At 43.7% G+C, this 24,215-nt stretch carries 21 protein-coding genes, 1 other RNA gene and 1 pseudogene; 14 read left to right on the forward strand and 9 right to left on the reverse strand.

Annotated features, from left to right (window positions below):
* The first annotated feature begins 227 nt into the window (after nucleotides 1-227).
* The 6 genes from NI464_RS13965 to NI464_RS13990 all read left to right on the forward strand — a co-directional run bounded on the left by NI464_RS13965 (nucleotide 228) and on the right by NI464_RS13990 (nucleotide 5,831).
* Nucleotides 228-1,646 (forward strand): phosphomannomutase/phosphoglucomutase, encoded by a 1,419-nt coding sequence (locus NI464_RS13965; RefSeq protein ID WP_253139146.1) that lies wholly within the window; start codon nucleotides 228-230, stop codon nucleotides 1,644-1,646.
* A 10-nt stretch (nucleotides 1,647-1,656) separates the two neighbouring features.
* Nucleotides 1,657-2,565, forward strand: a complete 909-nt coding sequence (gene argB / locus NI464_RS13970; protein WP_253139149.1) for an acetylglutamate kinase — start codon at nucleotides 1,657-1,659, stop codon at nucleotides 2,563-2,565.
* A gap of 131 nt (nucleotides 2,566-2,696) precedes the next feature.
* Complete coding sequence (locus NI464_RS13975; protein WP_004730575.1) at nucleotides 2,697-3,545, forward strand: class II glutamine amidotransferase; 849 nt, start codon at nucleotides 2,697-2,699, stop codon at nucleotides 3,543-3,545.
* Between the two features lie 275 nt (nucleotides 3,546-3,820).
* A complete protein-coding gene (locus tag NI464_RS13980) occupies nucleotides 3,821-4,276 on the forward strand; it encodes a bacteriohemerythrin (RefSeq protein ID WP_005247102.1) in 456 nt (151 codons plus the stop codon).
* Between the two features lie 143 nt (nucleotides 4,277-4,419).
* Nucleotides 4,420-5,499 carry a hypothetical protein gene (locus NI464_RS13985; protein ID WP_253139152.1) on the forward strand — a complete coding sequence of 360 codons (1,080 nt, stop codon included), beginning with the start codon at nucleotides 4,420-4,422 and terminating at the stop codon, nucleotides 5,497-5,499.
* Entirely contained in the window at nucleotides 5,499-5,831 is a 333-nt protein-coding gene (locus NI464_RS13990; RefSeq protein ID WP_253102069.1) for an RnfH family protein, read from the forward strand. Before NI464_RS13985 ends, NI464_RS13990 begins: the two co-directional genes overlap by 1 nt.
* A 100-nt stretch (nucleotides 5,832-5,931) precedes the next feature.
* Here the strand turns inward: NI464_RS13990 and NI464_RS13995 are convergent, their stop codons facing one another.
* Nucleotides 5,932-6,330 carry an outer membrane protein assembly factor BamE gene (locus NI464_RS13995; RefSeq protein WP_004279275.1) on the reverse strand — a complete coding sequence of 133 codons (399 nt, stop codon included), beginning with the start codon at nucleotides 6,328-6,330 and terminating at the stop codon, nucleotides 5,932-5,934.
* Between the two features lie 112 nt (nucleotides 6,331-6,442).
* Here NI464_RS13995 and fur point away from each other — a divergent pair, with 112 nt between their 5' ends.
* Complete coding sequence (gene fur / locus NI464_RS14000) at nucleotides 6,443-6,880, forward strand: ferric iron uptake transcriptional regulator (protein WP_004279276.1); 438 nt, start codon at nucleotides 6,443-6,445, stop codon at nucleotides 6,878-6,880.
* A 70-nt stretch (nucleotides 6,881-6,950) separates the two neighbouring features.
* Here fur and NI464_RS14005 read toward each other — a convergent pair whose 3' ends face one another.
* Entirely contained in the window at nucleotides 6,951-8,072 is a 1,122-nt protein-coding gene (locus NI464_RS14005) for a PilT/PilU family type 4a pilus ATPase (RefSeq protein WP_004279277.1), read from the reverse strand.
* A 30-nt stretch (nucleotides 8,073-8,102) separates the two neighbouring features.
* Nucleotides 8,103-9,140, reverse strand: coding sequence for a type IV pilus twitching motility protein PilT (locus NI464_RS14010; protein ID WP_004279279.1), 1,038 nt, complete (start codon nucleotides 9,138-9,140; stop codon nucleotides 8,103-8,105).
* Between the two features lie 123 nt (nucleotides 9,141-9,263).
* On the opposite strand from NI464_RS14010, the gene NI464_RS14015 reads away from it, so the two are divergent.
* Nucleotides 9,264-9,953: a YggS family pyridoxal phosphate-dependent enzyme gene (locus NI464_RS14015; protein ID WP_005247098.1), complete on the forward strand. Its 690-nt coding sequence runs from the start codon at nucleotides 9,264-9,266 to the stop codon at nucleotides 9,951-9,953.
* Nucleotides 9,954-9,984: 31 nt separating this feature from the next.
* On the opposite strand, the gene NI464_RS14020 is transcribed toward NI464_RS14015, so the two are convergent.
* Genes NI464_RS14020 through NI464_RS14030 form a run of 3 tightly spaced genes read right to left on the reverse strand, consistent with a single transcriptional unit; the run spans nucleotide 9,985 to nucleotide 15,956 of the window.
* Complete coding sequence (locus NI464_RS14020) at nucleotides 9,985-11,094, reverse strand: acyltransferase family protein (protein ID WP_276534892.1); 1,110 nt, start codon at nucleotides 11,092-11,094, stop codon at nucleotides 9,985-9,987.
* Between the two features lie 2 nt (nucleotides 11,095-11,096).
* Nucleotides 11,097-14,693, reverse strand: a complete 3,597-nt coding sequence (locus NI464_RS14025; RefSeq protein WP_253139155.1) for an AAA family ATPase — start codon at nucleotides 14,691-14,693, stop codon at nucleotides 11,097-11,099.
* A 9-nt stretch (nucleotides 14,694-14,702) separates the two neighbouring features.
* Entirely contained in the window at nucleotides 14,703-15,956 is a 1,254-nt protein-coding gene (locus NI464_RS14030; protein WP_253139158.1) for an exonuclease SbcCD subunit D, read from the reverse strand.
* A gap of 469 nt (nucleotides 15,957-16,425) precedes the next feature.
* Here NI464_RS14030 and NI464_RS14035 point away from each other — a divergent pair, with 469 nt between their 5' ends.
* A complete protein-coding gene (locus NI464_RS14035; protein ID WP_253139161.1) occupies nucleotides 16,426-16,884 on the forward strand; it encodes an ABZJ_00895 family protein in 459 nt (152 codons plus the stop codon).
* A gap of 153 nt (nucleotides 16,885-17,037) precedes the next feature.
* Entirely contained in the window at nucleotides 17,038-17,943 is a 906-nt protein-coding gene (locus NI464_RS14040; protein ID WP_153566756.1) for a TIGR01777 family oxidoreductase, read from the forward strand.
* Here the strand turns inward: NI464_RS14040 and thiO are convergent.
* Entirely contained in the window at nucleotides 17,932-19,056 is a 1,125-nt protein-coding gene (thiO, locus tag NI464_RS14045; RefSeq protein ID WP_253139164.1) for a glycine oxidase ThiO, read from the reverse strand. The genes NI464_RS14040 and thiO overlap by 12 nt on opposite strands.
* A 15-nt stretch (nucleotides 19,057-19,071) precedes the next feature.
* Entirely contained in the window at nucleotides 19,072-20,085 is a 1,014-nt protein-coding gene (gene hemB, locus NI464_RS14050) for a porphobilinogen synthase (RefSeq protein ID WP_004646145.1), read from the reverse strand.
* Between the two features lie 105 nt (nucleotides 20,086-20,190).
* Between hemB and NI464_RS14055 the strand changes: the two genes are divergently transcribed.
* Nucleotides 20,191-20,688, forward strand: coding sequence for a thioesterase family protein (locus tag NI464_RS14055; protein WP_004646146.1), 498 nt, complete (start codon nucleotides 20,191-20,193; stop codon nucleotides 20,686-20,688).
* 80 nt (nucleotides 20,689-20,768) lie between these two features.
* Here NI464_RS14055 and glpK read toward each other — a convergent pair whose 3' ends face one another.
* Nucleotides 20,769-22,253, reverse strand: coding sequence for a glycerol kinase GlpK (glpK, locus tag NI464_RS14060; protein ID WP_253139169.1), 1,485 nt, complete (start codon nucleotides 22,251-22,253; stop codon nucleotides 20,769-20,771).
* A 130-nt stretch (nucleotides 22,254-22,383) separates the two neighbouring features.
* Between glpK and ssrA the strand changes: the two genes are divergently transcribed.
* From ssrA to NI464_RS14075, 3 genes and pseudogenes are all read left to right on the forward strand, one after another.
* Nucleotides 22,384-22,742, forward strand: a transfer-messenger RNA (tmRNA) gene (gene ssrA, locus NI464_RS14065).
* A 182-nt stretch (nucleotides 22,743-22,924) separates the two neighbouring features.
* Entirely contained in the window at nucleotides 22,925-24,061 is a 1,137-nt protein-coding gene (locus NI464_RS14070; RefSeq protein ID WP_253139172.1) for a tyrosine-type recombinase/integrase, read from the forward strand.
* Between the two features lie 60 nt (nucleotides 24,062-24,121).
* Nucleotides 24,122-24,215: pseudogene (locus NI464_RS14075) on the forward strand (IS5/IS1182 family transposase); the annotation flags it as partial.

The raw sequence follows: 24,215 nt of genomic DNA on the forward strand, positions 1-24,215 counted from the left end.
TAGACGGAAACGATTTGGTCTAAGAATGAATTTAATTGCTGGAATGGTGAACTGGACGCTCTTAAATTAACTTTCGCAAGAGATCTATTATATTTTTATAATTGATTGTTACATTGAAATCGTTTAAAAATAGCGGGTCTTAAAACAAAAACAAATGTTTAAAGTCATTATGATGAAATCATCATTTTAAATCTCCTTATTTTAATGAATAGTGAAAAGACATTTTTATGGGATCTATGAATCATCCATTCCCCATGCATATCTTTCGTGCCTATGACATACGCGGTAAAGTCAGTCTATTAGGTGCCGGGATCATTGATGCAATTGCCCACGGTTTAGCCCAGCAGTATCAGACTGCGGGACAGACACGTGTCGCCATTGGTTATGATGCACGCATCAGTAGTCCGGCTTTTGCCGACACGATTGCCCGTATTTTTAAAGATTATTCGCTGGAAGCCACTATTGTAGGTTGTTGTTCCAGCCCAATGCTATATTTCACCGCACGCCAGTTTGATGGCAATGGCATTATGGTCACTGCCAGTCATAATCCTAAAGAAGATAATGGTATTAAATGGATTATTGATGGTGAACCACCTTGTCCTGAGATGATTCAACAGGTGGCCCAACTGGCAAAGTCACATTGCGATAGCCAGCTAATTACTTTAGCTGAACTGCCGCATCAGATTATTCCAGAGTTTTGCCTGCAGTATCAGCAGGGAATATTAGAAGATATTCAATTAAAGCGCTCATTTAAAGTGATTCTGGATGGTCTGCATGGCTCAGCCGGACGTTGTGCTGACTTGGTACTCAGAAAAATGGGCTGTGAAGTGATTGCTTTACGTTGTGAGGCGAATGGACATTTTCCGGATCATGCGCCGGATCCTTCGCAAGACAAACATCTTGAGACTTTACGTCAAACCGTCATGCAACAGCAGGCTGATCTCGGTATTGCCTTGGACGGTGATGGCGATCGCTTGGTTCTGATTGATGAACAGGGTCAGATTATCACAGCCGATCAGTTATTATGTCTGTTTGCCGAAATTTGCCTAAGCGATTCAGCACCACGCCAATTTGTTTATGATGTGAAATGTTCAACTCTGGTTCGCGATACAGTGCAACGTCTGGGCGGGGAACCGGTGATGATTCGTACCGGCAGTTCATTTCTCAGAACTTATCTGAACCACTCTCAGCATCAGGCGATTTTTGGTGGGGAATATGCCGGACATTATGTCTTTAATGATGGTCGCGGCTGGGGCTATGATGATGGCCTCTATGCAGCGCTCAGAGTCATGGAATATCTCGACCAAACGGGGCAAACTCTCGCGCAGGCCTTGGCGGCTTATCCAAAACGACATGGTACTGAAGATCTTTATATTTCAACGCGTCAAGTACGTCCTGTTGAGCTTTTAAACTTCGTTGAACAACAATCCGCAAGAATTAATGCGCAAATCAGTAAAATTGATGGGATACGTCTTGATTTTGAGGATGGTTTTGGCATCATTCGAGCATCCAATACAGGTGAGTATTTCACAGTGCGCTTTGATGCCAATAATGCCCAAGGTCTAAATGAAATTCGTCATCTGTTTGTAGCCATGTTGCGTGACCGTTATCCAGAGATCGCTCAAGACATTTTAGATGCTCAATAAGGAGAGGCGAATGTCAAATCAACAAACAGGCATCGACAAAGCACAGATTTTGACAGAAGCTTTGCCGTATATTCAACGCTTTGCGGGTAAAACCCTGGTGGTAAAATACGGCGGTAACGCGATGACCGACCCTGAGCTGGAAAGTTCATTTGCACGTGATATCGTATTATTAAAAACAGTCGGTATTAATCCGATCGTGGTACATGGTGGTGGCCCGCAAGTCGATTCCATGCTGAAACAGCTGGGCCGCGAATCAGACCGTATTGACGGCATGCGCGTGACTGATCCTGCGACCATGGAAGTAGTCGAGATGGTACTTGGCGGTAGCGTTAACAAATCTATCGTGAACCTGATTAACCAGCATGGTGGTCGTGCGATTGGTCTTACCGGTAAAGACGGCAACCTGATTCGTGCGCAAAAGCTGCTGATGGAAAAAGTGGCTGAAGATGGTTCAGTTGAGCAAATTGATCTGGGTCTGGTCGGTGAAGTCGTTGGCGTGAAAACCGATGTTCTGGAAATGTTTACCAATAGTGACTTTATTCCAGTCATTGCCCCGCTAGGTGTCGATGAAGAAGGCAATACCTATAATATCAATGCTGATTTGGTCGCTGGTAAAGTCGCTGAAGCCCTAGGTGCAGAAAAGCTGATTCTACTCACCAATATCACCGGTGTCTTGGATGAAAATAAAAACCTGTTGACTGGTTTGACCACTCAAGAAGTCGATCGTCTGATCGAAACTGGCGTGATTTATGGCGGCATGATTCCAAAGGTCGGTTGTGCGCTGGATGCGGTAAAAGGCGGCGTCGTAAGTGCACATATCGTGGATGGCCGTGTACCTCATGCCAGCTTACTAGAAATTTTCACCGATCATGGTGTGGGCACCCTCATTACCAATCGTGCCAATCCGCATCGTTCTTAAGCCAATTTTTGCGAAAAAGAGTCTCAATAGAGACTCTTTTTTATTTGGATTTCTTATAGCCACCTATTTGAAATGACTGGGACAGTCATGCACAATAAGCTTCTAAGTAAATAGAGAGCTGAAACCAGACCATGTGCCAACTGCTCGGAATGAATTGTGCCACCCCGACGGATATTACTTTTTCTTTTCGCGGGTTTTCCCAGCGGGCGGGCATTACCTCTGATCATGCGGATGGTTTCGGGATTGCTTTCTTTGAAGATAAAGCCTGCCGTCTGTTCGTCGATAACCAGTCCGCGATTGAATCACCGATTGCCGAGCTGGTACGTAATTATCCAATCAAATCACGCAATGTGATTGCCCATATCCGTAAAGCGACCCAAGGCAAAATTAATCTGGAAAACTCGCATCCTTTTAGCCGTGAACTTTGGGGGCGGCAATGGATTTTTGCCCATAATGGCGATTTATATGATTATTTTCCTGAACTGTCAGGGCGCTTTACCCCAGTCGGAAATACCGACAGTGAGCGTGCCTTCTGTTACCTGCTGGATCAACTGGTGAAACGCTTTGGCTATCATGAGCCGAAACTGGATCAGGTTTTCGATCTTCTAGCTGAAATTTCACCTGCAATCGCGGAGCATGGCACCTTTAATTTCTGCCTGTCGAATGGTCAGGCGCTGTTTAGCTATGCGATTACTAAACTCCACTGGCTGGTACGTGAATACCCGTTTAGACCGGCTCAGCTGATTGATATTGATGTCGAAGTGGACTTTAGTCAGGTCACGACCCCTGAAGATCGCGTCGCAGTGATTACCACTGAACCATTGACCCAGAATGAAGAATGGACTGCCTTCCAGCCCGGTGAAATGATCCTGTTTCAGCATGGGGCGAAAGTACGTTCTCAGTTGACGCATGTTGAACGTCTGGAACGTGAACGTCTTGATCCTTCCTTAAAACGCGTCACGCGAGCTGATCAATATTGAAATGCGATTAAAGACGGAGTTTAAACTCCGTTTTTTTATATTTAAAAAATAAGAAAAAATCTAAGAATAAATAAAGGTTTATTGCGGATTTTGGTTAATTAATATCTTAGCCTTTTACTCAGGATAAATTATTTTTAATTATATATAACAGAAACTTAAAATGAAAAAGCCGGATTTAGGCGGAAAGCCGACTAATTTGCTTCATTTTTATTTGAATCAATACGCTATATGCTCATTTTCACGTTATAAGTCCTTAATATTTATAGGTGGTCGTAATGAAAATGAAATGGGTTCCAGATTATAATACTGGTATCGATGTGATTGACGATCAGCACAAACGAATTCTCGATTATATCAACGAAATTGATGGAATTGATGCCAATACCGAGCGTGCCCGTATTAAACAGATTCTCGACAATATTATTGATTATACCCAGTCGCATTTCACCTTTGAGGAATCTCTTCAGGAAGAAGCCGGCTATAAATATCGGGTGCCGCATAAACGTGTGCATGACCTGTTTATTAAAAAAATCGAGTCTTATCGTGACCGTTTTGAACTGGGACAGTCCATTGAATCAGAGCTGCACGAAGTATTATCGAAATGGCTGATTAACCATATTCAGCACGATGACGCCGATTATGTCGGTGCCGTGAAAGAAAATATGATGGGGATCATCAAGGAAAAAGAAAAGAAAACAGGTAAAAACTGGTTCGCTCGTTTCTTCTCATAATAAAAGACGTAACGAGATAACAAAAATTAAAATCTAATTATAATTTTTGCGCAGCAAATCACTGTCATAGTGGTTTGCTTTTTGTTTTTGATTTTCACCGCTTCACAAGGCAAAATAGCGCTAGATTTTTATAGGAATGCATCATGCAGGACAATGCTATGTCAAAATGGTTATCGCCGCTGATGGCTTTCTGTTTATCGTTTATTATCATCGCGACGCTCGCACCGATAACCGGTATACAGATTGATCGTCAGCTGGATTTCTGGATGCTCTGGTTAGCCACCATGCTGATTCTGGCGCTTCCAGTCTGCTACTTGGAAATTGCTTTGGCCAAGCGCTCCAAAACAACGCCATTACAGGCGCTGTCGACGCTGACCCGTGAAGCGGATGCGTCACAGAAATGGCGTATTGTTGGCTGGTTAAGTGTGATTTTTATTCCGTTTTTGGCCGGTGCCATGCTGAACAATGCCAGCAATGTTCTGGCGGTTGCTGCAATTGATCTTGCACCGAATCTTCTGTTGATTGGATTGGTGATAGCTGCTTTAGCCTTGTCACTACTGCCACGTCAAATTTTATTAGTGGTTACAACGATTGGTGTATTGGCGTCTCTGGTTCTGGCCAATGTGATGGGAACTGCGCTACCTGCATGGCAAGTCACGCCAGTCGAGTTCTCGGAATGGGGCAATGCCACCGTATTGGCTTTGGTCGCAAGTGGTCTGGGCATGGGCTTGTACTGGCAATCTAGCCTGAGCGCTGTACAACAACAGGATGTCGCCAGCAAGACGGTATTGCCGATCTGGATTGCGCAGCTCGTTGCTGTCATTGCATTTACTTTCTTTGCCGTACAAGCACAAATTCCTGCATTTACTCTGGTCGCAGCAATGGTGGCAGCTGCCGCATTAATTCTGCAAATGGCACGTGAACAATTACAGCAACGCCAGCTTCATCCTGCAATTCAATGGGCAATTGTGGTGGCGGTCACGCTGATCTGGGCTATTCCAAATCTAAGCCCAATTTTCAATGTGGTCTTGCTCGTCTGGGGCTTATTGATTTGTTTGATCTATGCATTATTTGCTGGCTGGATCATGAAGATCAGTCATTTGCGTAAATCAATGAATTTCAGCTCTGAAGCGTTTTATAACATCTGGCGTATTGCAGTGCGTGTAGTGTTGCCGGTGGGGATTATTCTGGCAATCATTGCTGTATTAGGACAATTCGTCTGATGAGTGAGGCGATGATTTGGGTGGCATATGCGACGCCAGAAAAACAATTTCATCTAGCCGTGTCATTTCAGCCTGGCATGACGGCACTGGACGCGATTGAGCAAAGTGGAATCCGTGAGCAGGTCGACTTGCCTGAACTGTTATCTCTGGGCATTTTTGGCGTGCGCTTGCAAGATCAGCAGCAGCCACTGGCAGCAGGTGACAGGGTGGAAATTTACCGAGCACTGACCATCAATCCTAAAGACATCCGACGTAAACGCGCCGAGAAAAATCCGGTGGGTCGTTATGCCAGAGGCAATCTTTTAAAAAAGCTGAAACCATCTTCCGAATAGAGAGCGGCTTGAATGAGCAGTAGTTTCAATGATCTGCTCAATCAATCAGCTTAATTAAAAAAGCCCCTGATGATTCAGGGGCTTTTTCATGTGAAACCGACTATAGTGGAGGAGCATTTAAAATCGCTTCTTTTGATCCTGGTAAGCCGGGTTGAGATTCTGGAATCGTCTCCAGACCTTCAACACGTTCTACGATACCAGACTGGTTAAAGTAGATTTTCAAATGCTGGCCTTGGGCTGCCGGGATCTTGGCTTTTTTAGCGTAGGTTCCTGGGGTATAGTTATAGATGTAGTCCCAACGTAAAGGATTCAGTGGATCGCTTACTGTTGGACTGCCCAGTAAGAAACGCACCTGTTGATGGCTCATTCCTACCTGAATTTTAGCGGCTTGTGCTTGGGTTAAAGGGGTTCCTTGTGGAATATCTACTTTATAAACACCTAATGTCGAACAGCCGACGAGCAATGAAGTGACGAATAACGTCAACATGATTTTTTGCATTTTGCTAAACTATCCCAAATTAATTATGATGCATTTGATCCAAGGATAGATCATACTGCATCTAAACTTTGTTGCATATTCCAACTTTGATTTTGTTGAGAGACCTTTTTACATGACTATTTCAAACCAAGATTTACGAAAAGCTGGACTGAAAGTTACCCTTCCACGAATTAAAATATTAGAATTACTAGAAAATTCAAAACAACATCATTTAAGTGCGGAAGATATTTACAAGACTTTACTCGATCAGGGCGAAGATGTAGGTTTAGCAACTGTGTATCGTGTGTTAACGCAGTTTGAAGCAGCGGGCATCATCGAACGTCATAATTTTGAAAATAATCATTCAGTTTTTGAAATTATGCAGGAAGATCACCACGATCACCTAGTATGTTTAAATTGCAGCAAAGTTGTTGAATTTATTAATGACACGATTGAAAAAGAGCAGCATGATGTTGCTGAAAAATTTGGTTTTGAATTAACCGGTCACTCACTGAATCTGTATGGTTATTGCGATGCGCCTGCCTGTCAGGAAGTGTTCCGTAAAAAATAATTTGAGCTTTGGTTCAAACATAAAAAAACAGGCTTCATGCGAAGCCTGTTTTTTTATGCCTTCAAGATGATCAGGACTGACCATCAAAGGTAATATTGGAATGCGCACGTAATAAGTGGCTGCCACCTTCTTCTGACAGCTTGATTTGCAGACGCAAATCATTAGGTGAATCCGCATGTTTCAGCGCATCTTTATAGCTGATCTGTTTGGCTTTATACAGATCATAGAGCGCCTGATCGAAGGTCTGCATGCCCAGTTCACGGGAACGCTTCATCAGATCCTTGATCTCATGCACATCACCTTTACGAATCAAGTCGGCAATCAGTGGTGAGTTAATCAGAATCTCAATCGCTGCACGGCGACCATTACCATCGATGGTTGGAATCAGTTGCTGTGCCACAATGGCTTTCATGTTCAGGGACAAGTCCATGAACAGCTGATTATGTCGGTCTGCTTCGAAGAAATGGATAATCCGGTCAATCGCTTGGTTGGCGTTGTTGGCGTGCAGGGTAGCAAAGACCAGATGACCGGTTTCGGCAAAGGCAATCGCATAATCCATGGTTTCACGTGAACGGATCTCACCGATCAGAATCACGTCTGGTGCCTGACGCAGGGTATTTTTCAGGGCAATTTCAAATGAATCAGTATCGATGCCGACTTCACGCTGGGTGATAATACAGCCCTTATGCTGGTGAATAAATTCGATCGGATCTTCAATGGTAATGATATGACCTTTGGAATTTTCATTACGATAACCGACCAAAGACGCCAGCGAGGTTGATTTACCGGTACCCGTTGCCCCGACAAAAATAATGATGCCACGTTTGGTCATCGCCAGTTCTTTTAGAATCGGCGGTAACTTGAGTTCATCCATCGTGGGAATAACAGTTTCAATCCGACGCAGCACCATCCCCGGTTGATCTCGTTGCTGAAAGGCACTGACACGGAAGCGGGCACTTTTATCCGGCGTGCTGATGGCAAAGTTACATTCACGACTGTCAGCAAATTCTTTACGCTGCTTTTCGGTCATGATGGAATGGAGCAGTTGTCCTACTGCCGCACCGGGTAATTTTACCGAACCAATCGGTAAAATCTGCCCATTAATCTTGATGGACGGTTCGACATCGGCAGTAATGAACAGATCCGATGCTTTTTTCTCCACCATATAATCGAGTAAGCCGTTAAAATCCATGTATATAAACCCCAATACAATTCAATTTTTTTATAAAAATGCTTCTGGCTGTTTGGCTGCAGTACGTGCAACTTGCGGGCTGATCAAACCTTTGGACACTAGCGTTTTTAGTGTCTGATCCAGCGTGGTCATGCCATAGTTGGCACCGGTCTGAATTGCTGAGTACATTTGTGCGACTTTGTTTTCACGGATCAGGTTACGGATCGCCGGAATACCGATCATTATTTCATGCGCTGCGACACGCCCACCGCCATTTTTCTTCAGTAGAGCCTGTGAAACTACGGCTTGTAGGGATTCAGATAACATGGCGCGTACCATGTCTTTTTCTTCGGCAGGGAATACGTCGATCACACGGTCAATGGTTTTGGCCGCTGAGGTGGTATGCAGCGTACCAAATACTAAGTGACCGGTTTCTGCGGCAGTTAATGCCAGACGAATGGTTTCAAGGTCACGCATCTCACCGACCAGAATAATATCCGGGTCTTCACGCAGTGCCGAACGCAATGCTTCATTAAAGCCATGCGTATCACGATGCACTTCACGCTGGTTAATCAGACATTTCTTGGACTGATGCACAAATTCGATTGGGTCTTCAACGGTCAGAATGTGGTCATAGCGGTTGTCATTAATATAATCCAGCATCGCCGCCAAGGTGGTTGATTTACCCGAACCGGTTGGACCTGTGACCAGTACCAGACCACGTGGATATTCACAGATATCTTTAAAAATCTGTCCCATGCCCAGATCTTCAAGCGTCAGGACTTTAGAGGGAATGGTACGGAATACTGCACCGGCACCGCGGTTCTGGTTAAATGCGTTGACACGGAAACGCGCCACGCCAGGCACTTCAAAAGAAAAGTCAGTTTCCAGATTTTCTTCAAAATCACGGCGTTGCTTGTCGTTCATAATATCGTACACCAGTTTGTGTACTTCTTTATGTTCCAGTGCAGGCAGGTTGATGCGACGAACTTCCCCATCGACACGAATCATTGGCGGTAAGCCCGCAGACAAGTGTAAATCCGACGCACCATTTTTAGCAGAAAATGCCAACAATTCTGTGATATCCATAAGGTCCCCGAGTTCATTAAAATGTTAATTATTTTGATAGAATAATAAGGCTTTCCCACAGCTTAACCAACACTTAGTTCATGGGCAAGGGAAAAAAAGATGAATGAAATGAGAACCCCATCAATGAATATGTTGCAACAGTCACGAAATCAGGTCTTAGTGCAAATTGAAACTGCCTGTGTTGAGGCCGGCCGCGAAGCAGATGCGGTGCAACTGCTTGCCGTTTCCAAGACCCAGCCGAGCAGCGTGCTGGCAGAGATGTATCAGGCCGGGCAACGTGCTTTTGGTGAAAACTATTTGCAGGAAGCGCTGGAAAAAATCACGGCACTGAAAGAGCTGGAGATTGAGTGGCATTTTATTGGACATGTGCAGCGCAACAAAACCAAGGCTCTGGCAGAAAATTTTGCCTGGGTACATGGAGTCGATCGCCTAATTATTGCCGAGCGCTTATCAAATCAGCGTGGAGATGATCAGCCTGCACTAAATATCTGTATTCAGGTGAATATTGATGGTCAGGATACCAAAGATGGTTGCCAGCCGGCAGAAGTTGCAGATTTAGTGGCACAGATCAGCCAACTACCGAATGTGCGTTTACGTGGCCTGATGGTGATTCCAGCACCGAATAATCCTCAATCCTTTGGTGATGCCAAAGTTTTATTTGATGCAGTCAAAGTTCAGCATGCACATCCTGAAGATTGGGATACTTTAAGTATGGGCATGTCTGCGGATATGACCGAAGCGATTGCTGCGGGTTCTACCATGGTTCGTGTTGGCACAGCCCTATTTGGTGCACGGCCTAAAAAAGATGTATAAACTACTAATGTCAGTTTTTTGCAGCAAAACGTTATCGCAGGGTATTGGATAACGCTTTTTTTCTGGCTGGTTCGAGCCATTTAGCCATCAGCCAGGCAAAGACTATTATGCCGAACATGCTCGTAAGCAAGGCTAAAACTGCTCCACCCAGACCATAGCCTAAAGTTGCCGGAATACAGCCCAAAATAAATAAAAGTAAGGGGAAATGGGTGACATACAAGGTATAGGAAAAGTCTGCGGATTGAACCCAGACCGCATGATAATGACTGCGTTGATACTGGAGCTGTACCAGCCAGCAGCTAAAGGCCAGACCCACACAGAAATTAAAAGGGGTGAAATTCGCAGCGCGGTATTGCTGGGTTTCATCGATCATCTGAAACTGGTAAGCATCAAAACAGGCAATTAGAAATGCCAAGCCGACTAGGGCTAATTTGACCGATTGTAAGCGGTTTAAAAAACGTAGCTGGATATATCGAAATGAACAGGCAAAGGCACTAAGCCAGACCAGAAAATAAATAAAAAACTGGATGTTCAGTAATGACAGTATAGCCAGAACCATAAAAAATCCGATTTTGGCGATTTCCGAATTTTTTAAAAAAGGTAGGAATCCGGCCAGCACATAAAACCACACTTCATAGCTCAGGCTCCAGAGTGCAGCATTGGCTGAAACCGTTGGTGTTACAAAGCCATTCAAAAATAGCAGCGAACCAAAAAATTCCATCATGTCTACATTATAGTCAGTCCGGATCATCATGCCAAAACTGTGTTGAAAAGCATGAGTATGGCTGGCAAATAATAGTGGAGCGAGTAGATAGAGAACCAGGGTCAACCCCATGGCAAACAGAAAGGGTGGTAAAATTCTGCTGCAACGCTGTCGAGCATAACGGTGCAGATTGAACTGACCATGCTGATGAATGTTGTGCTGGATCGAATAGCCGATCAGATAGCCACTTAAGGCAAAGAAAATCATGACTGCAGCCTGTCCAAGCAGGCGTATCCATGAATAAATGCTGGTATCGAAAGGCGCAATAAATGCCTGAAAGCAATGACTGAATAACACCACAATGGCACTGATACCCCGTAGGCTCTCAAGCTGTAAGCTGAAATAGGGCGAGAGCGTGTTCGGGGCAGAGTGAATCATCGCTAACCTATAATCTGAATGGTACTGGCGCCTGCACCAACAGGCTTGACCTGGATCTGTACTGGAATCCGTTCATGCATTTCCTGAATATGTGAGATTACGACCACTTTACGTCCCTGACTTTGTAACTGATCAAGTGCATTCATCACCATATGTAATGAAGATGCATCAAGGGTGCCAAAACCTTCATCGATAAAAAGGGATTCTATTTTCATGGAGCCTGAAGCCATATTGGCAATTGCTAAAGACAAGGCAAGGGCGGTCAAGAATGACTCACCCCCAGAAAGCGATGAAACAGAACGGGTTTCACCATCCATATCATGGTCAATAATGGCAAGACTGAGTGAGTTGTCTAAACGTTTTAAGGTGTAACGCTGAGACAGCATCGCGAGTTGCTGATTGGCAAATTCAAGCAAAATATCAAGGTTATATTGCTGCGCATAATCACGGAATTTTTTGCCTGTGGCATCCCCCATAAGACTGGAAATTTTATTCCAGCGATATTCTTCAGTTTGAATTTGCTGAATTTGTTCAGCAAATTGTTTTTGCTTATCTAGGTTCGAGTAGTGAACATCTAACTTGGTCTTAAGTTGGTCACGCTGTTCTTGTCGCTCTGCTAAAGCTTTAAGGTTCAGTTCAATGGCACGCTCAATCTGTAAGATTTGTACTTCAGGTTGAGTTTGTAAATGTTGTGCGAGCAGATGTTGTGTGGTTTTCAGGGCGGATGCTGCATCGACCAAGGCATGTTCGATATCTTTAATATGTTGACGTAGTTTTTGAGTTTCTTCAGTTGAAATGAGGCTTAATTGTGAAATCAAAGCATGATTAAAATCTAAATTTTGATTTAACCAGTGTTCGATTTCTAAAACACAAGCATGATGCTGTGTTTCAAGTTGAGCCAACTGAATTTTGAGTTGATCAAGCTGCCGTTGTTGGCTATCAAATTGTTGACGAGCTGTTTCGAAACTTTGTTGTATTTTCTGATATTGCAGCTGTAAATTTTTACGCTGTTCATCGTGTTGAGTCAGCCATTCATGTGGTTTATCGACCCAAGTTTGAGTCATCTCAAAAATAAGCTGAACGGCAAGTTCCTTGTTCTCTTGTCCTTGACGCTCAAATTCAATTTTATCTTTTTCAGCGAGTTCAATCTGATTATTTTTAGCTTGTATCTCGTTATTTTTTTGAGCGAGTAGTTGAGCTTTCTCATTCAGTTGCTGATTTAAAGTCTCAAGATTCTGCAACAGGTGCTGACGCTCATGCAATTGTTGCGCAATGTGTTGTGCAACAGTTAAGGTTTGCTTATGCCAAGCATTTCGTTGCTCAGCAGTGAGCAGGTCTAGAAGGTATTGAATATTCTGTTCAGCTTGTTGAACGATCGACAGTTGTTGTGATATCTGCTGAATATTTTGGGTTAAATTCCGTTGTGTTTTTTCAACCTCATCGAGTTGTTTGATATTTTCCTCAAGTGTTATTTTTTCTTGTTGCAGGATTTGATTGACTTGAAGCAATTGTTGTTCAATCTGTTCAGATTTTTGGGTTAAGTCTATTTGAATTTGGGCATTTTTGAAGCTTTGATAAAGTGCCTGTTCATGCTGTTGATGTTGAATATTTAAATCATCGAGACGTTTTTGCTGCTCGCTCAAAGATGCTGTTTGCTGTGTGTGTAATTGCTGACTCTTTTGCCAAGCATTAAAACTGTCTTGTTCGATTTGAATCGCTTGCTGCTCTTGTTGCTCTTGCAAATTGACGAGTTTACTCGATAGTGCAGAAAGGTCAGTTTTAAATGGATGATGTAAACTACCACAGACTAAACATGCTTCTCCATCAATCAATTGCTCGCGTAATTTCTCAATATTTTCAGCATGTAATAAGCGCTGTTGTTGCAGCATGCGTTGTAAGTTTTCACGTTCAAGTTTATGGGTTTGGTATTGCTGTTCTTGCAAATCAACTTGGATTTTACTTTGGGCACTCTGCTGTGCGAGCGCATTGCACGTTGTTTGCAGTTGATGCTGTTCAGAGCGTTGTTGTAGCCATTGTTTAAATTGATTTTGAATTAAACTAAATTGATGTTGTTGCTCCAAATTTTTTGCCTGATCGCGACGAAGTTCTAATAGTTGGTGATCAATTTTTTGGTCATCGCCATACTGTTGTTGTAGTGATTCCAATTGCTGCTTTTTCTGACTTAAATCGGTTCTAGCAGAAGCAATATCGCCATATTGTTTTTCAAAACTTTGGTAATGCTGAATAAATCGTTGTAACTGTGTGAGATGCGCAGAAAGTCCATCATCTAAACTGCTTAGTTGCATCGTTTGATTCAACTGTTCGGTTTGTTTTTGCTGATCTGACTTGAATTGCGCTAATTCCTTGTGTAGCTGAGTTTGTACAAGGATTAAGGGCTGTAACTCTTTTTGAAACTCGTCCAATACAGATTTTGCTTTAACAAACTGTTTACCAATGAATTCACGTTCTTGAATACAGTGACGGACTTGGTCAATACGGTGCTGATGGGTGTGTTCAAAATGCTGTAGCGCTTTGAGTTGTTCATCAATCTGTTTAAATGCAGTCTGTTTTTGCTCAAAAACTTGCTGAATGGTATGAAACTGTAGTTCAGTACTTTGAATTTGAGATTTTAACCGAGCTAATTCTGTTTGTGTTTTTTCTTGCTGGATCATACTTGGACGGATGGATGCAAAAACTTCGAGTTGTTTTAGACGGCCACGTTCTGTATTCAGTAAATCAAATTTTTGTTGTTGCTCCACATGCTGACGCTGTCGTTGCTGAACATCATTTTCCAGCTTTTGCTTTTGTTCAAACCATCGCTGGTTTTTTTCGAGTGCCGATTTTTCTTGTTCTAATTTTTTGTATTCAGTACAGATTGTATTGAATTGATCGCTTATAGTCGCTAAATCTTCTTCCGACAAAGTTTCAATATCACCGAGTCTGACTTCTAAAGCTTTGCGCTGATTGGCGATTTCCTTGGTTTTTTCATATGCCAATTGACCAATTTTGCCAAAAATACTGGAGTTGGTCAGATATTCGAGCAGTTCACCACGTTCAGTATCCCGTGATTTTAAAAATGCGGTCACTTCAGATTGAGCCAATAAAACGGCACGGGTAAATTGCTCAAAACTCAGCTGAGTAATTTGTAGAATTTTAGCTTCTACCGCTTTGGCTTTATCGGCAAGAATATTGCCATCACTCAGACATTTCAGTGAACGTTGCACACTTTGCAATTTGCCTGTGGGATTTTCACGTGCACGTTTAATTTCCCAGCGAGCTGAATATACTTTTTGATCTTGTGCAACAAAACTCAGTTCGGCAAAACCAATGCCTGTACCGCGACGCAAAACAGTCAATGGGGAATTGGTGAGAAGTTCAGAACCATCGATATCAGTCAGTTTGCCATCGCTATCTTTTAAACGAGGTACACGATTGAACAGTGCCAAACACATTGCATCCAGAATCGTGGACTTTCCGGCACCTGTTTTACCGACAATTGCGATTAAGCCTGCACTGGCAAGTGGATTGCTTTCAAAATCAATAAAATGTTCACCTGCAAGCGATGCCAAATTTTTTATACGAATAGATAAAATTTTCATGGCATATCCTTATGGTGTTTCATTAGCATCAATACTTTTTTCCGCCTCAATAATCAGGCTGAGGAAATCTTTCAGCACCGAATCATCGGCGCTGTAACCCTGTTTGAGCCAAAGCTGTTCAAATAGTCTTTTGGGTGTTGGCGGCTCTAAATGGATCTTCTGAGCTTGTGCATCATCAAGATTAATAGCTTGATATTGACGTGAAATGCGCACCAGTCGATAGCGGTTCGGCGGAAGTGCATCTTCAAAAGTTTGTCTTAAATTGGGTGGAGGTGGCGTTGCCGTATGATATTCAATATCGATATATTCACGTTGATCAATTGCTTCAATTTCCCCATGTTCAAGGGTTCGAATCTGCTCAAAGATTTCATTGAGTTCACCACGAAGTCGATGCAGGCTTACACTGCGTGGAATAAGCAAAGCTTCAAACTGAAAACGTGCCTCATCTTCTAATTGAGGGTCAATTCTGACTTCAACTATTTGATGCTTATAATTAATCTCACTAAATGACAAAGGGATTGGGGAACCACTATAACGAATATGCGGCTGACCGACTTTTTGTGGTTTATGCAAATGCCCCAGCGCGACATAATCAATCACATCATCAAACAGCGCCGTCGACAGGGCCTCTTCATTGCCAACAATAATTGGACGTTCGGAGTCTGAGGTCTCACCACCTTGCATGTGCACATGTGACATTAAAATCAGTGCCTGATGTGGCTGTTTGCGTGCTTTGGCTTCGGCAATCAGTTGTTGATGCAGATAACTGATCGCGTTCTGGCTAGTACTGGTATGTTCATTCAGTCCGGTAATTTCAGCACTGCGTAAATAAGGCAGGGTCAGACACCAAGCGATGATATTTTTATCCTGATCATAAATAGGAATAAGCAGCCGATCCAGATTCAGGGTATTTTCTGCAGTGCGGCCTACAATTCCCACTGCTTTGGCATTAAATTTGGCCAGCAAGGGTTCAACCTGCTCAATCCGGTAACCGGAATCATGATTGCCTGCAATCATCAGGGTCTGCATATGTGGCGCCAGATCGTGGGCATCGGCCAGAAACTGGTATAGCTGTCTTTGCGCACTGGAAGCGGGATTGATCACATCAAAAATATCGCCGGCAATCAGCAAGGCATGCGGTTGCTTTGCTTTAATTTGCTCAAGTAGCCAAGTCAAAAACTGCGCATGTTCAAATTCACGGTCATGGTTATGGAAAAATTGTCCCAGATGCCAATCGGAAGTGTGAAGAAAATGAACTGCCATGTAATGAACCCCAAGATATCTGCCTTGCTACTATAGGAAAAAGCACAGGTAAAAATCTACTTGAAATCGATATTTCAGTGAATTGTTTGTGATTTGGAGGCTGAATTTATTTTGATCAGTATGGATATTAATGGACGGTTGTATCCAGATCATCAGATATTAAAGGTTCTGCAAGCCCTCAGATTTTAGAAATAGGGATTTTAAAAAATAAAAACCGACGATTCGAGTGATGATGAAATCGTCGGTCAAATTTGTGTTACATGAAGATTTTGGCTGCTATTCAAAATTTCCCTGTACACTGGACTTATTGCTTTAGCTCTAAAGGTCAGCAAAAATTCGTGGATGCCAGTCCAAATTTTTGTACCTTGTACCCTATATAACGTCACCCTGTAGTGGATGGTTGACAATAAAATGAAAAAAAACCTGATTTTTTTTATACTAGCTTGTTGAAGATCACTGAGTCATGCATATGTTGCCACTAAGTCGTTATTTTATCTGGTTTTTCGTTATATGTTTTATTTTTACCTGTATTTGCGGTGTACTGGCAGCCTTGCTGCCGATGGGCATGGGTGCAGTTTTGACGATTGTTCCGTATCTGGTGGCCATGATTTGGGTGCTTTTTAAATTTCTAAAACAGCAAAAACGTGCGCCGACCCAGGCAGAGCGTAAAAAATTCACTCTCGGTTTTAGCCTGATTTACTGGGGATATAATTTATTATTTCTCTTGCTCGGTATTATCATTGCCACCCGTTCCAATCCGAATGCCTGGCAGGACTTCTTGCTGTATCTACAGCAGCCACAATTTATGAGTATTGTGCTGATCATGTTCCTGATGATCGCAATTCCGCTGTATCTGCTGACCTACTGGTTTTATGGCAAGCAGGCCCAGCGTATGGCAGAGAAAATGTTTGGCCATTCGCCTCAGTGAATATAGATGAATCATTTTGTGACCCGATCTTCATAAATTAATTGAATGATGAAAGATACAAATTCTCCACTACAAAGATCTTCTTGGTTTAAAAAGCTGAAGATGAGTGGCGTATAATTTAAACCAAGAAAATAATAAGGCGAAGAATGACGAATGTATAAACCTGTAGTGCTGTTGACGGGAGCGAGTGGTTTTATTGGCAGTCATCTCGTGCATTTTTTACTGGAACGGGATTATCGGGTGGTTGGTCTGACCCGTCAGAAAAATAAACGTGAACCACATCCGGACTTTCATTGGATTAACCAGCTGGATGAATTAAAACAGCATCAGATTGATTATGTGGTCAATCTGGCTGGCGAAAGTATTGGTCAAGGCCGCTGGACGGCAGCGCGTAAAAAGAAATTGCTGAATAGCCGTTTAGATACCACCAGACATTTATTTGATTATTTAGAAAAAAATCAGATTAGACCGAAACGGATTATTTCAACATCGGCCGTTGGCTATTATGGCATTGACCCCAATGAGCGCTGGGAACAGGTCTGCACGGAGCAAAGTCCGCCACAAGATATTTTTATGTCCGAACTCTGTGCGAAGTGGGAGCAGCTGGCCTTGTCCTATACTAACCAGAACACCAAGATTGTTCGCTTTGCGGTGGTGTTTGGCAAAGGTGGTGGGATTCTTCCGCAGATGCTATTGCCGATTAAGCTGAATCTGTTTGGGCGGATTGGTCATGGACGTCAGCCAGTGACCTGGGTGCATCTAGAGGATGTGCTGCGTGCGATTGAATTCTTGATACTTGAGGATACAGCCGAGCAGATCTTTAATGTGGTCGCGCCAGAAAAAAGTAGTCAGGCCCAGTTTGCACGAACTGCGGCCCAGATTCTGAAGCGCAAACCCTTACTTCCACTACCCGCATGCAGTCTGAAAATGATGCTGGGAGAACAGTCACAACTGGTCTTAAACGGTCAGTATGTACAGTCCAAAGCCTTGCAGGAGGCTGGATTCCAGTTTCATTATCCAACTCTGAAAGAAGCACTGGATAATATCCTAAAGCACTAAACGACTGGGCTCTAATAAACGGACAGGATCATAAGGAGCTGGATCAACGATTGGCATTTGTTTAAGGATGAGTTGAGCGAGTAGTTTGCCTGATGCCGGCCCCATGCATAAACCATTCCGGAAATGTCCAAAATTGGCCCAGGCATTATGTAGCTTGGGAATTTTGCCAATATAGGGAATACCATCGGGTGAGCTGGGTCTTAATCCGGCCCATTGCTTGACCAGCGGAAAATCTGCCAGTTCCAGTACCATCTCGATACACGCCTGTAAAATATCCTGCCGGATTTCGCTAGAAGGCGAGGTGTCAAAACCGACCTGACGCATACTGGAACCACATAAAACATGTCCATCCTGACGTGGAATCAGGTACATCACCTTATGCATGCACATGGTCGGCAGCCAGTTTTCTGGCGTTTTAAACAGCAGCATCTGGCCCTGAACCGGCTGTACCGGAATTTCCAAACCAAGTTGCTGTGACCAGTGTTGCGACCATGCTCCGGTTGTGAACACATATTGATCTGCCTGAAAAACCTGGCTATGTTCATCTGAGATACTTTTTACACAGCCTTGCTGAATATTGAGCCGAGTGATTTTACAGTCTTCTTGCCAGGTGACACGAGGATGCTGCTTCAAATAGTGAATGATCGACTGTAATAACCGTGGATTACGGATATTCGCCAGTTCAGGGAAATAAATCGCCTGCTTGAATTTGCTCTGATTAATTCTTGGATTGATCTGTTGCAGTTTAGCCTGATCAAGCAATTCTGCCTGTTGCTGCGGATCCTGATGTGTTTTGGCATAACTTAAACCGATTTCAAAATCGGATTCATCAAAAATCAGCATACCTGTTTCATGAATCTGGAAATCGATGCCAGTGAAAGGTTGCAGTTTTTGATTCCAGTCCTGATACATGGGTTTGGCATGTCGAGCCAGAGCATTTACAGCAGCGGGATAACGCCACGGATACATCGGGGAAAGGATTCCTCCTCCAGCCCAGGATGCAGCCTGTCCGGCGGCCTGTTGATCAAAAAGGGTAACAGAACATCCCTGTTCAAGCAGTTCCAGCGCCGACATCAAACCGGTGATGCCAGCGCCGACAATGGCAATATGCATTGCGCCGAAATCCTTTTACTTCATGTCTTTCAGTTTAAGCGCAGCTTCTTCAGCAAAATAGGTCCAGATACCATCTGCACCGGCACGACGACAGCTCATCAATGATTCTAAAATGACGCTATCAGATAACCAGCCATTTTGAATTGCCGCAGCCAGCATCGCGTATTCGCCACTGACCTGATAGACAAAGGTTGGTACGCCAAAAGTGTCTTTGACTTCGCGGACGATATCCAGATAAGGCATGCCCGGTTTAACAATCACCATGTCTGCACCTTCCTGAATATCCAGCGCAATTTCATGCAGGGCTTCAGCACGGTTACCGACATCCATCTGGTAATTGTATTTATTGCCGCCTTTTAAATTGCTAGCAGAACCGACTGCATCACGGAACGGACCATAGAAACTTGATGCATATTTGGCTGAATAGGCCATGATCGAAGTATAGATATGACCATTTTGCTCAAAGGCCTGACGAATCGCACCGATCCGGCCATCCATCATGTCACTTGGAGCAAACACATCTGCACCGGCTTCGGCATGGCTCAAGCCCTGTTTAATCAGGCACTCGACCGTTTCATCATTTAAGACATAACCGTTCTCATCAATAATGCCATCCTGACCATGTGTGGTATACGGGTCTAATGCGCCGTCAGTAATCAGCACCATTTCTGGCAGTTCTTTTTTCAATAAACGCAAGGTGTTTTGTACCAGACCATCTTCACGCCACGCAGCTTCTGCAGTCAGGCTTTTATCTTCTTGTGGGGTGACCGGAAATAGCGCCAGTTTATTGACACCGAGTTCCAGTAGACGTTCTGATTTTTTTAACAACAAGTCCGCTGACAGACGCTGGATATTCGGCATACTTGGAATATCTTGGGTCTGGTTTTGTCCTGGCAGGACAAATACTGGATAAATGAGATGATCTGCCGCGAGATGGGTTTCACGAACCATCGAACGTAAATGTTCATTTTTACGAATACGACGCATGCGAGTTGCAGGAAACGCGGGACGATTGAACGTATAAGTCATAAAAATCTCAGTAATCAGTATTAAACTAGGCCTCTATTGTAGCCCTAACTCAAATTTTTGGGCATAAATTAGCGGTTTTTTATTGTGGTGGATTCGGGCAAAGTGATGAGTAAGACAGAGAGAAACTGGACCGGTAATATACATCTGGGCTCGAAAGTGGATATTGATGTAGTCCTGAACCAGCTGGTACATGCTTTTAATAGCTCTCCTTTTTTTAAGCATAACGGCATGACCATGCGGGTGGTCGAGGGCCAGATTGAGGCCTATGTAGAAATGCAGGATTTCATGATTGGTAATGTGGCTTTCCAGATTCTGCATGGCGGTCTGGCTGCAACTGTACTGGATAGCGTCGGTGGTATTGTGGCCATGGGCGAACTGTATAAAAAAGCTGAACCGGAAACGATTGCAGATACCATTAAAAAAGTGTCGCGTCTGGCGACGGTCGATATGCGGGTGGATTATCTGGCGCCTGGACGTGGCAAATATTTTATTGCACGTGCAGAAACCTTACGTTTGGGGCGTAAGGGCTGCACCATGCGCATGACCATGGTCAATGATGAAGATAAGGCGATTGCAACTGCAATTGCGTCTTATGCCTATTAATAAAATCGTGAAATGAGGAAATTAAAAAGCACTGTTTAACAGTGCTTTTTTTATAATGATCAAATATGAACCTAGAGGATTTAGAGATCAGATTTAGCCCGTTTCAAGGCATTTTGCCATTTGGCTAAATGCATTTCTCTTTCGTCATTTTGCATTTTGGGTTCAAAAGCACGGTTCAGCTGCCAGGACTGGGAAATTTCATCCAGGTTTGAAAATACCCCAGCTTTTAATCCGGCCATAGCGGCTGCGCCCCAGGCAGTAGCTTCTAGCATTTTCGGACGCAGTACCGGTACATTCAGAATATCGGCCTGAAATTGCATTAGCATGTCATTGCTGCTGGCACCACCATCAACCCGCAGTTCTTTAAGTGGATGTGCAATATCAGACTGCATCGCACTGAGCACATCCGATACCTGAAAGGCAATAGATTCAAGGGCTGCACGAGCGATATGCGCTTTGGTCGTACCGCGTGACATGCCACAGAGTAGGGCACGTGCTTCACTATCCCAATGCGGCGCGCCCAGTCCGGTAAATGCCGGAACCAGAACCACGCCGTCACTATGCTCGACCTGATGCGCCAGTTTTTCCACATCACTGCTTTTTTGAATAATTCCGAGGCCATCACGTAACCATTGCACTACAGCACCAGCCATAAATACGCTGCCTTCGAGCGCATAGGTAGTTTGGTCCTGGGCTTGCCAGGCAAGAGTAGAAAGCAGCTTGTTCTGGCTAAGCTGAATATTATGTCCGGTATTGAACAGCATAAAGCAGCCAGTACCATAGGTGTTTTTAGCACTGCCCACCTCAAAACAGGACTGGCCAAACAGGGCAGACTGCTGATCCCCCAAAATTCCGGTAATGGGAATATTGGCCCCCAGTAAGCCAGAAGCAGTGTCAGCGACATAACAATCAGAAGAAATAATTTTCGGTAAGACCGAAGCAGGGATATTAAACAGCTCGAGTAGCTCTTCATCCCACGACTGTTGCTGCAGATTCATCAACATGGTACGAGAAGCGTTACTGGCTTCAATGACGTGCTCTGCGCCTTGGGTCAGATTCCAGATCAGCCAGCTATCGATCGTACCAAATGCCACATGGCCTTGTTCAGCGAGTGCCCGTACTCCCTCGACATACTCTAAAAACCAGACCAATTTTCCCGCACTAAAATAAGGATCAATCCGTAGGCCGGTTTTTTGCTGAATTTTGGACATCAGGCCTTGTTCAATCAGCCGGTTACACCAATCAGACGTACGACGGTCCTGCCAGACGATTGCCGGGGCGAGCGGTTTGCCGTTTCGACGATCCCAGACTACAGTGGTTTCACGCTGGTTAGTCAGGCCAAGGGCTCTAATATCTTTTGCCAGAATACCTGCAGTCGCTAAAGCTTGCTGTACCACCGCAATCTGTGAGCTCCAGATTTCCTGTGCATCCTGTTCCACCCAGCCTGAATGTGGGGTGTGGATATGCGTTTCACGTTGAGCCGTTGCCTGAACTTGTCCATGTTCATTAAAAATAATGGCCCGACTTGACGTAGTTCCCTGATCTAGTGCCAGTAAATAGCTCATAATTTTTCTGTTATTTGGCTTGAAAAGTAAAATATTAGCGCAATAATGTAATTAAGCGCATCAAGTTGTGTAAATGTTCAGAAAATACATCGTAATTTTTGACATTTATGCTATGATTGCCTTGTACTTTGGGGGTGTTTCTGGCTTCGACGCTGGTGATGAAACTCATAGATGCATGCCGAGAGCGCATTTTCTCTCGTAAATCAAATTTGCATTTTTTAGTCGCAAACGACGAATCATACGCTCTAGCTGCCTAAGGGCAGCTTGTCCGCCTCTCCGAATACTTGTGGTTAGAGAGTCCGACTGAAGCGCACGCACACAAGTCCGTATAAAGCCAAGCCTCGGGGCTTTGTACTAAATTAAGAGGATCGCGATTTGTACCCTGTTCGTCGGGTCACAAAGAGTTAAAACAATAGACGATATCTAAGCATGTAGTATTCTCGAGCGTAGTGCTGGCGGACGCGGGTTCAACTCCCGCCACCTCCACCAAAATTCTTTCCGAAGTAATCCATCAGAATCTAAAAAAGCCTTTAAACTCAATGTTTAAAGGCTTTTTTTTATGCCTGTTTGTCCGATATAGTCTGATCCCATTTGACCCCATATTTGCTCTTTGTGGGTAAATATTGGGAAAATTTACCCAGAAATTAATACATCAATTATGGGTAATTGACATGCCACTTACAGATACTGAATGCAGAAAAGCACAACCGAAAGACAAACAGTATCGTCTTTCAGATTCACATGGTTTATCCCTTATCATTACCACCAAAGGTCAAAAATATTGGAATGTGCGCGTCACTGTCCATGGTGAACGTAAGTCTGAGTCGCTTGGTCCATATCCAGATTTAAGCTTAAAAAAGGCAAGGGAGCTTGCATATGAGCTTAAGCATAGATACTCGCGTTCAGTATTGCATGAAGACTTAAAGCCCTATTTCAAAGAAGTTGCAGAAGATTGGTTCAATAATCAAAAAGAAACCTGGTCATCCAAACATATCAGTAATGTACGAGCTTCATTGAATGAGCTTTATATTGCTCTTGCTAATAAGCGTATTAATCAGATTCAGGCTCCTGAGATTCTGCAAATCATTAAGAAGATTGAGGCAAGAGGCTCGCTTGAAATTGCAAAACGTACCTTATCTCGTTGCGGGATGGTCATGAAATACGCTATTGCCCATGGATACCGCTATGACAACCCGGCAGGGGATTTAGTTTATGCCCTCAAGAATAAACGGGTCAAAAACCTAGCTTCGCTTTCGGCCTCTGAAATGCCTGAATTTTTAAGAAAGGTAAGAGCATACCCAAGTGATGCTCAAACGCATCATGCCATTATTCTGATCATGCTGACAGGCGTTCGGGTTAGTGAGTTGCTGCAAGCACGCTGGGAAGAATTTGATCTAGAAGGACGTAAGTGGGATATCCCTGAAGAGCGGATGAAGAATCGACTGCCGCATCGTGTGCCGTTGACGGACATGATGATTGCTGAGCTTCAGGCTTTGAGACTTACCCATAATCAGGAACTGCTATTTCCACATCGTTTGAATAACAAAGAATCAATGCGTAGCGAGTCTATTTTGGCTGTGATCAAACGTTCAGGTTATGCAGGTCGAATGACCACACATGGTTTTAGATCGCTATTCAGTACAGTCTTAAACGAATCGAATCTGTTTAATTCAGATGCCATTGAACGCCAGCTTGCTCATGTACCCCAGAATAGAATTCGCTCGGCGTATAACCGAGCGCAGTATTGGGATGAGCGTGTAAAAATCATGGAATGGTATGGGGAGAAAGTATCTAGCTGGATGTGCTGATTATAAAACTGTAAATCAATAGATCTCTTGCGAAAGTAAAAAATTGTTTATACTAGCCCCATTAAATATGAAAATTTAACTCGATTTAATGATGGGGAATTTAAACGACTCGTTGGAGTTCCTCGTCCATTATTCTTAAAAATGGTATCGGTGT

Origin of the sequence: Acinetobacter lwoffii, assembly GCF_024129685.1 — a bacterium.
In the GTDB taxonomy this organism is placed as follows: domain Bacteria; phylum Pseudomonadota; class Gammaproteobacteria; order Pseudomonadales; family Moraxellaceae; genus Acinetobacter; species Acinetobacter lwoffii_X.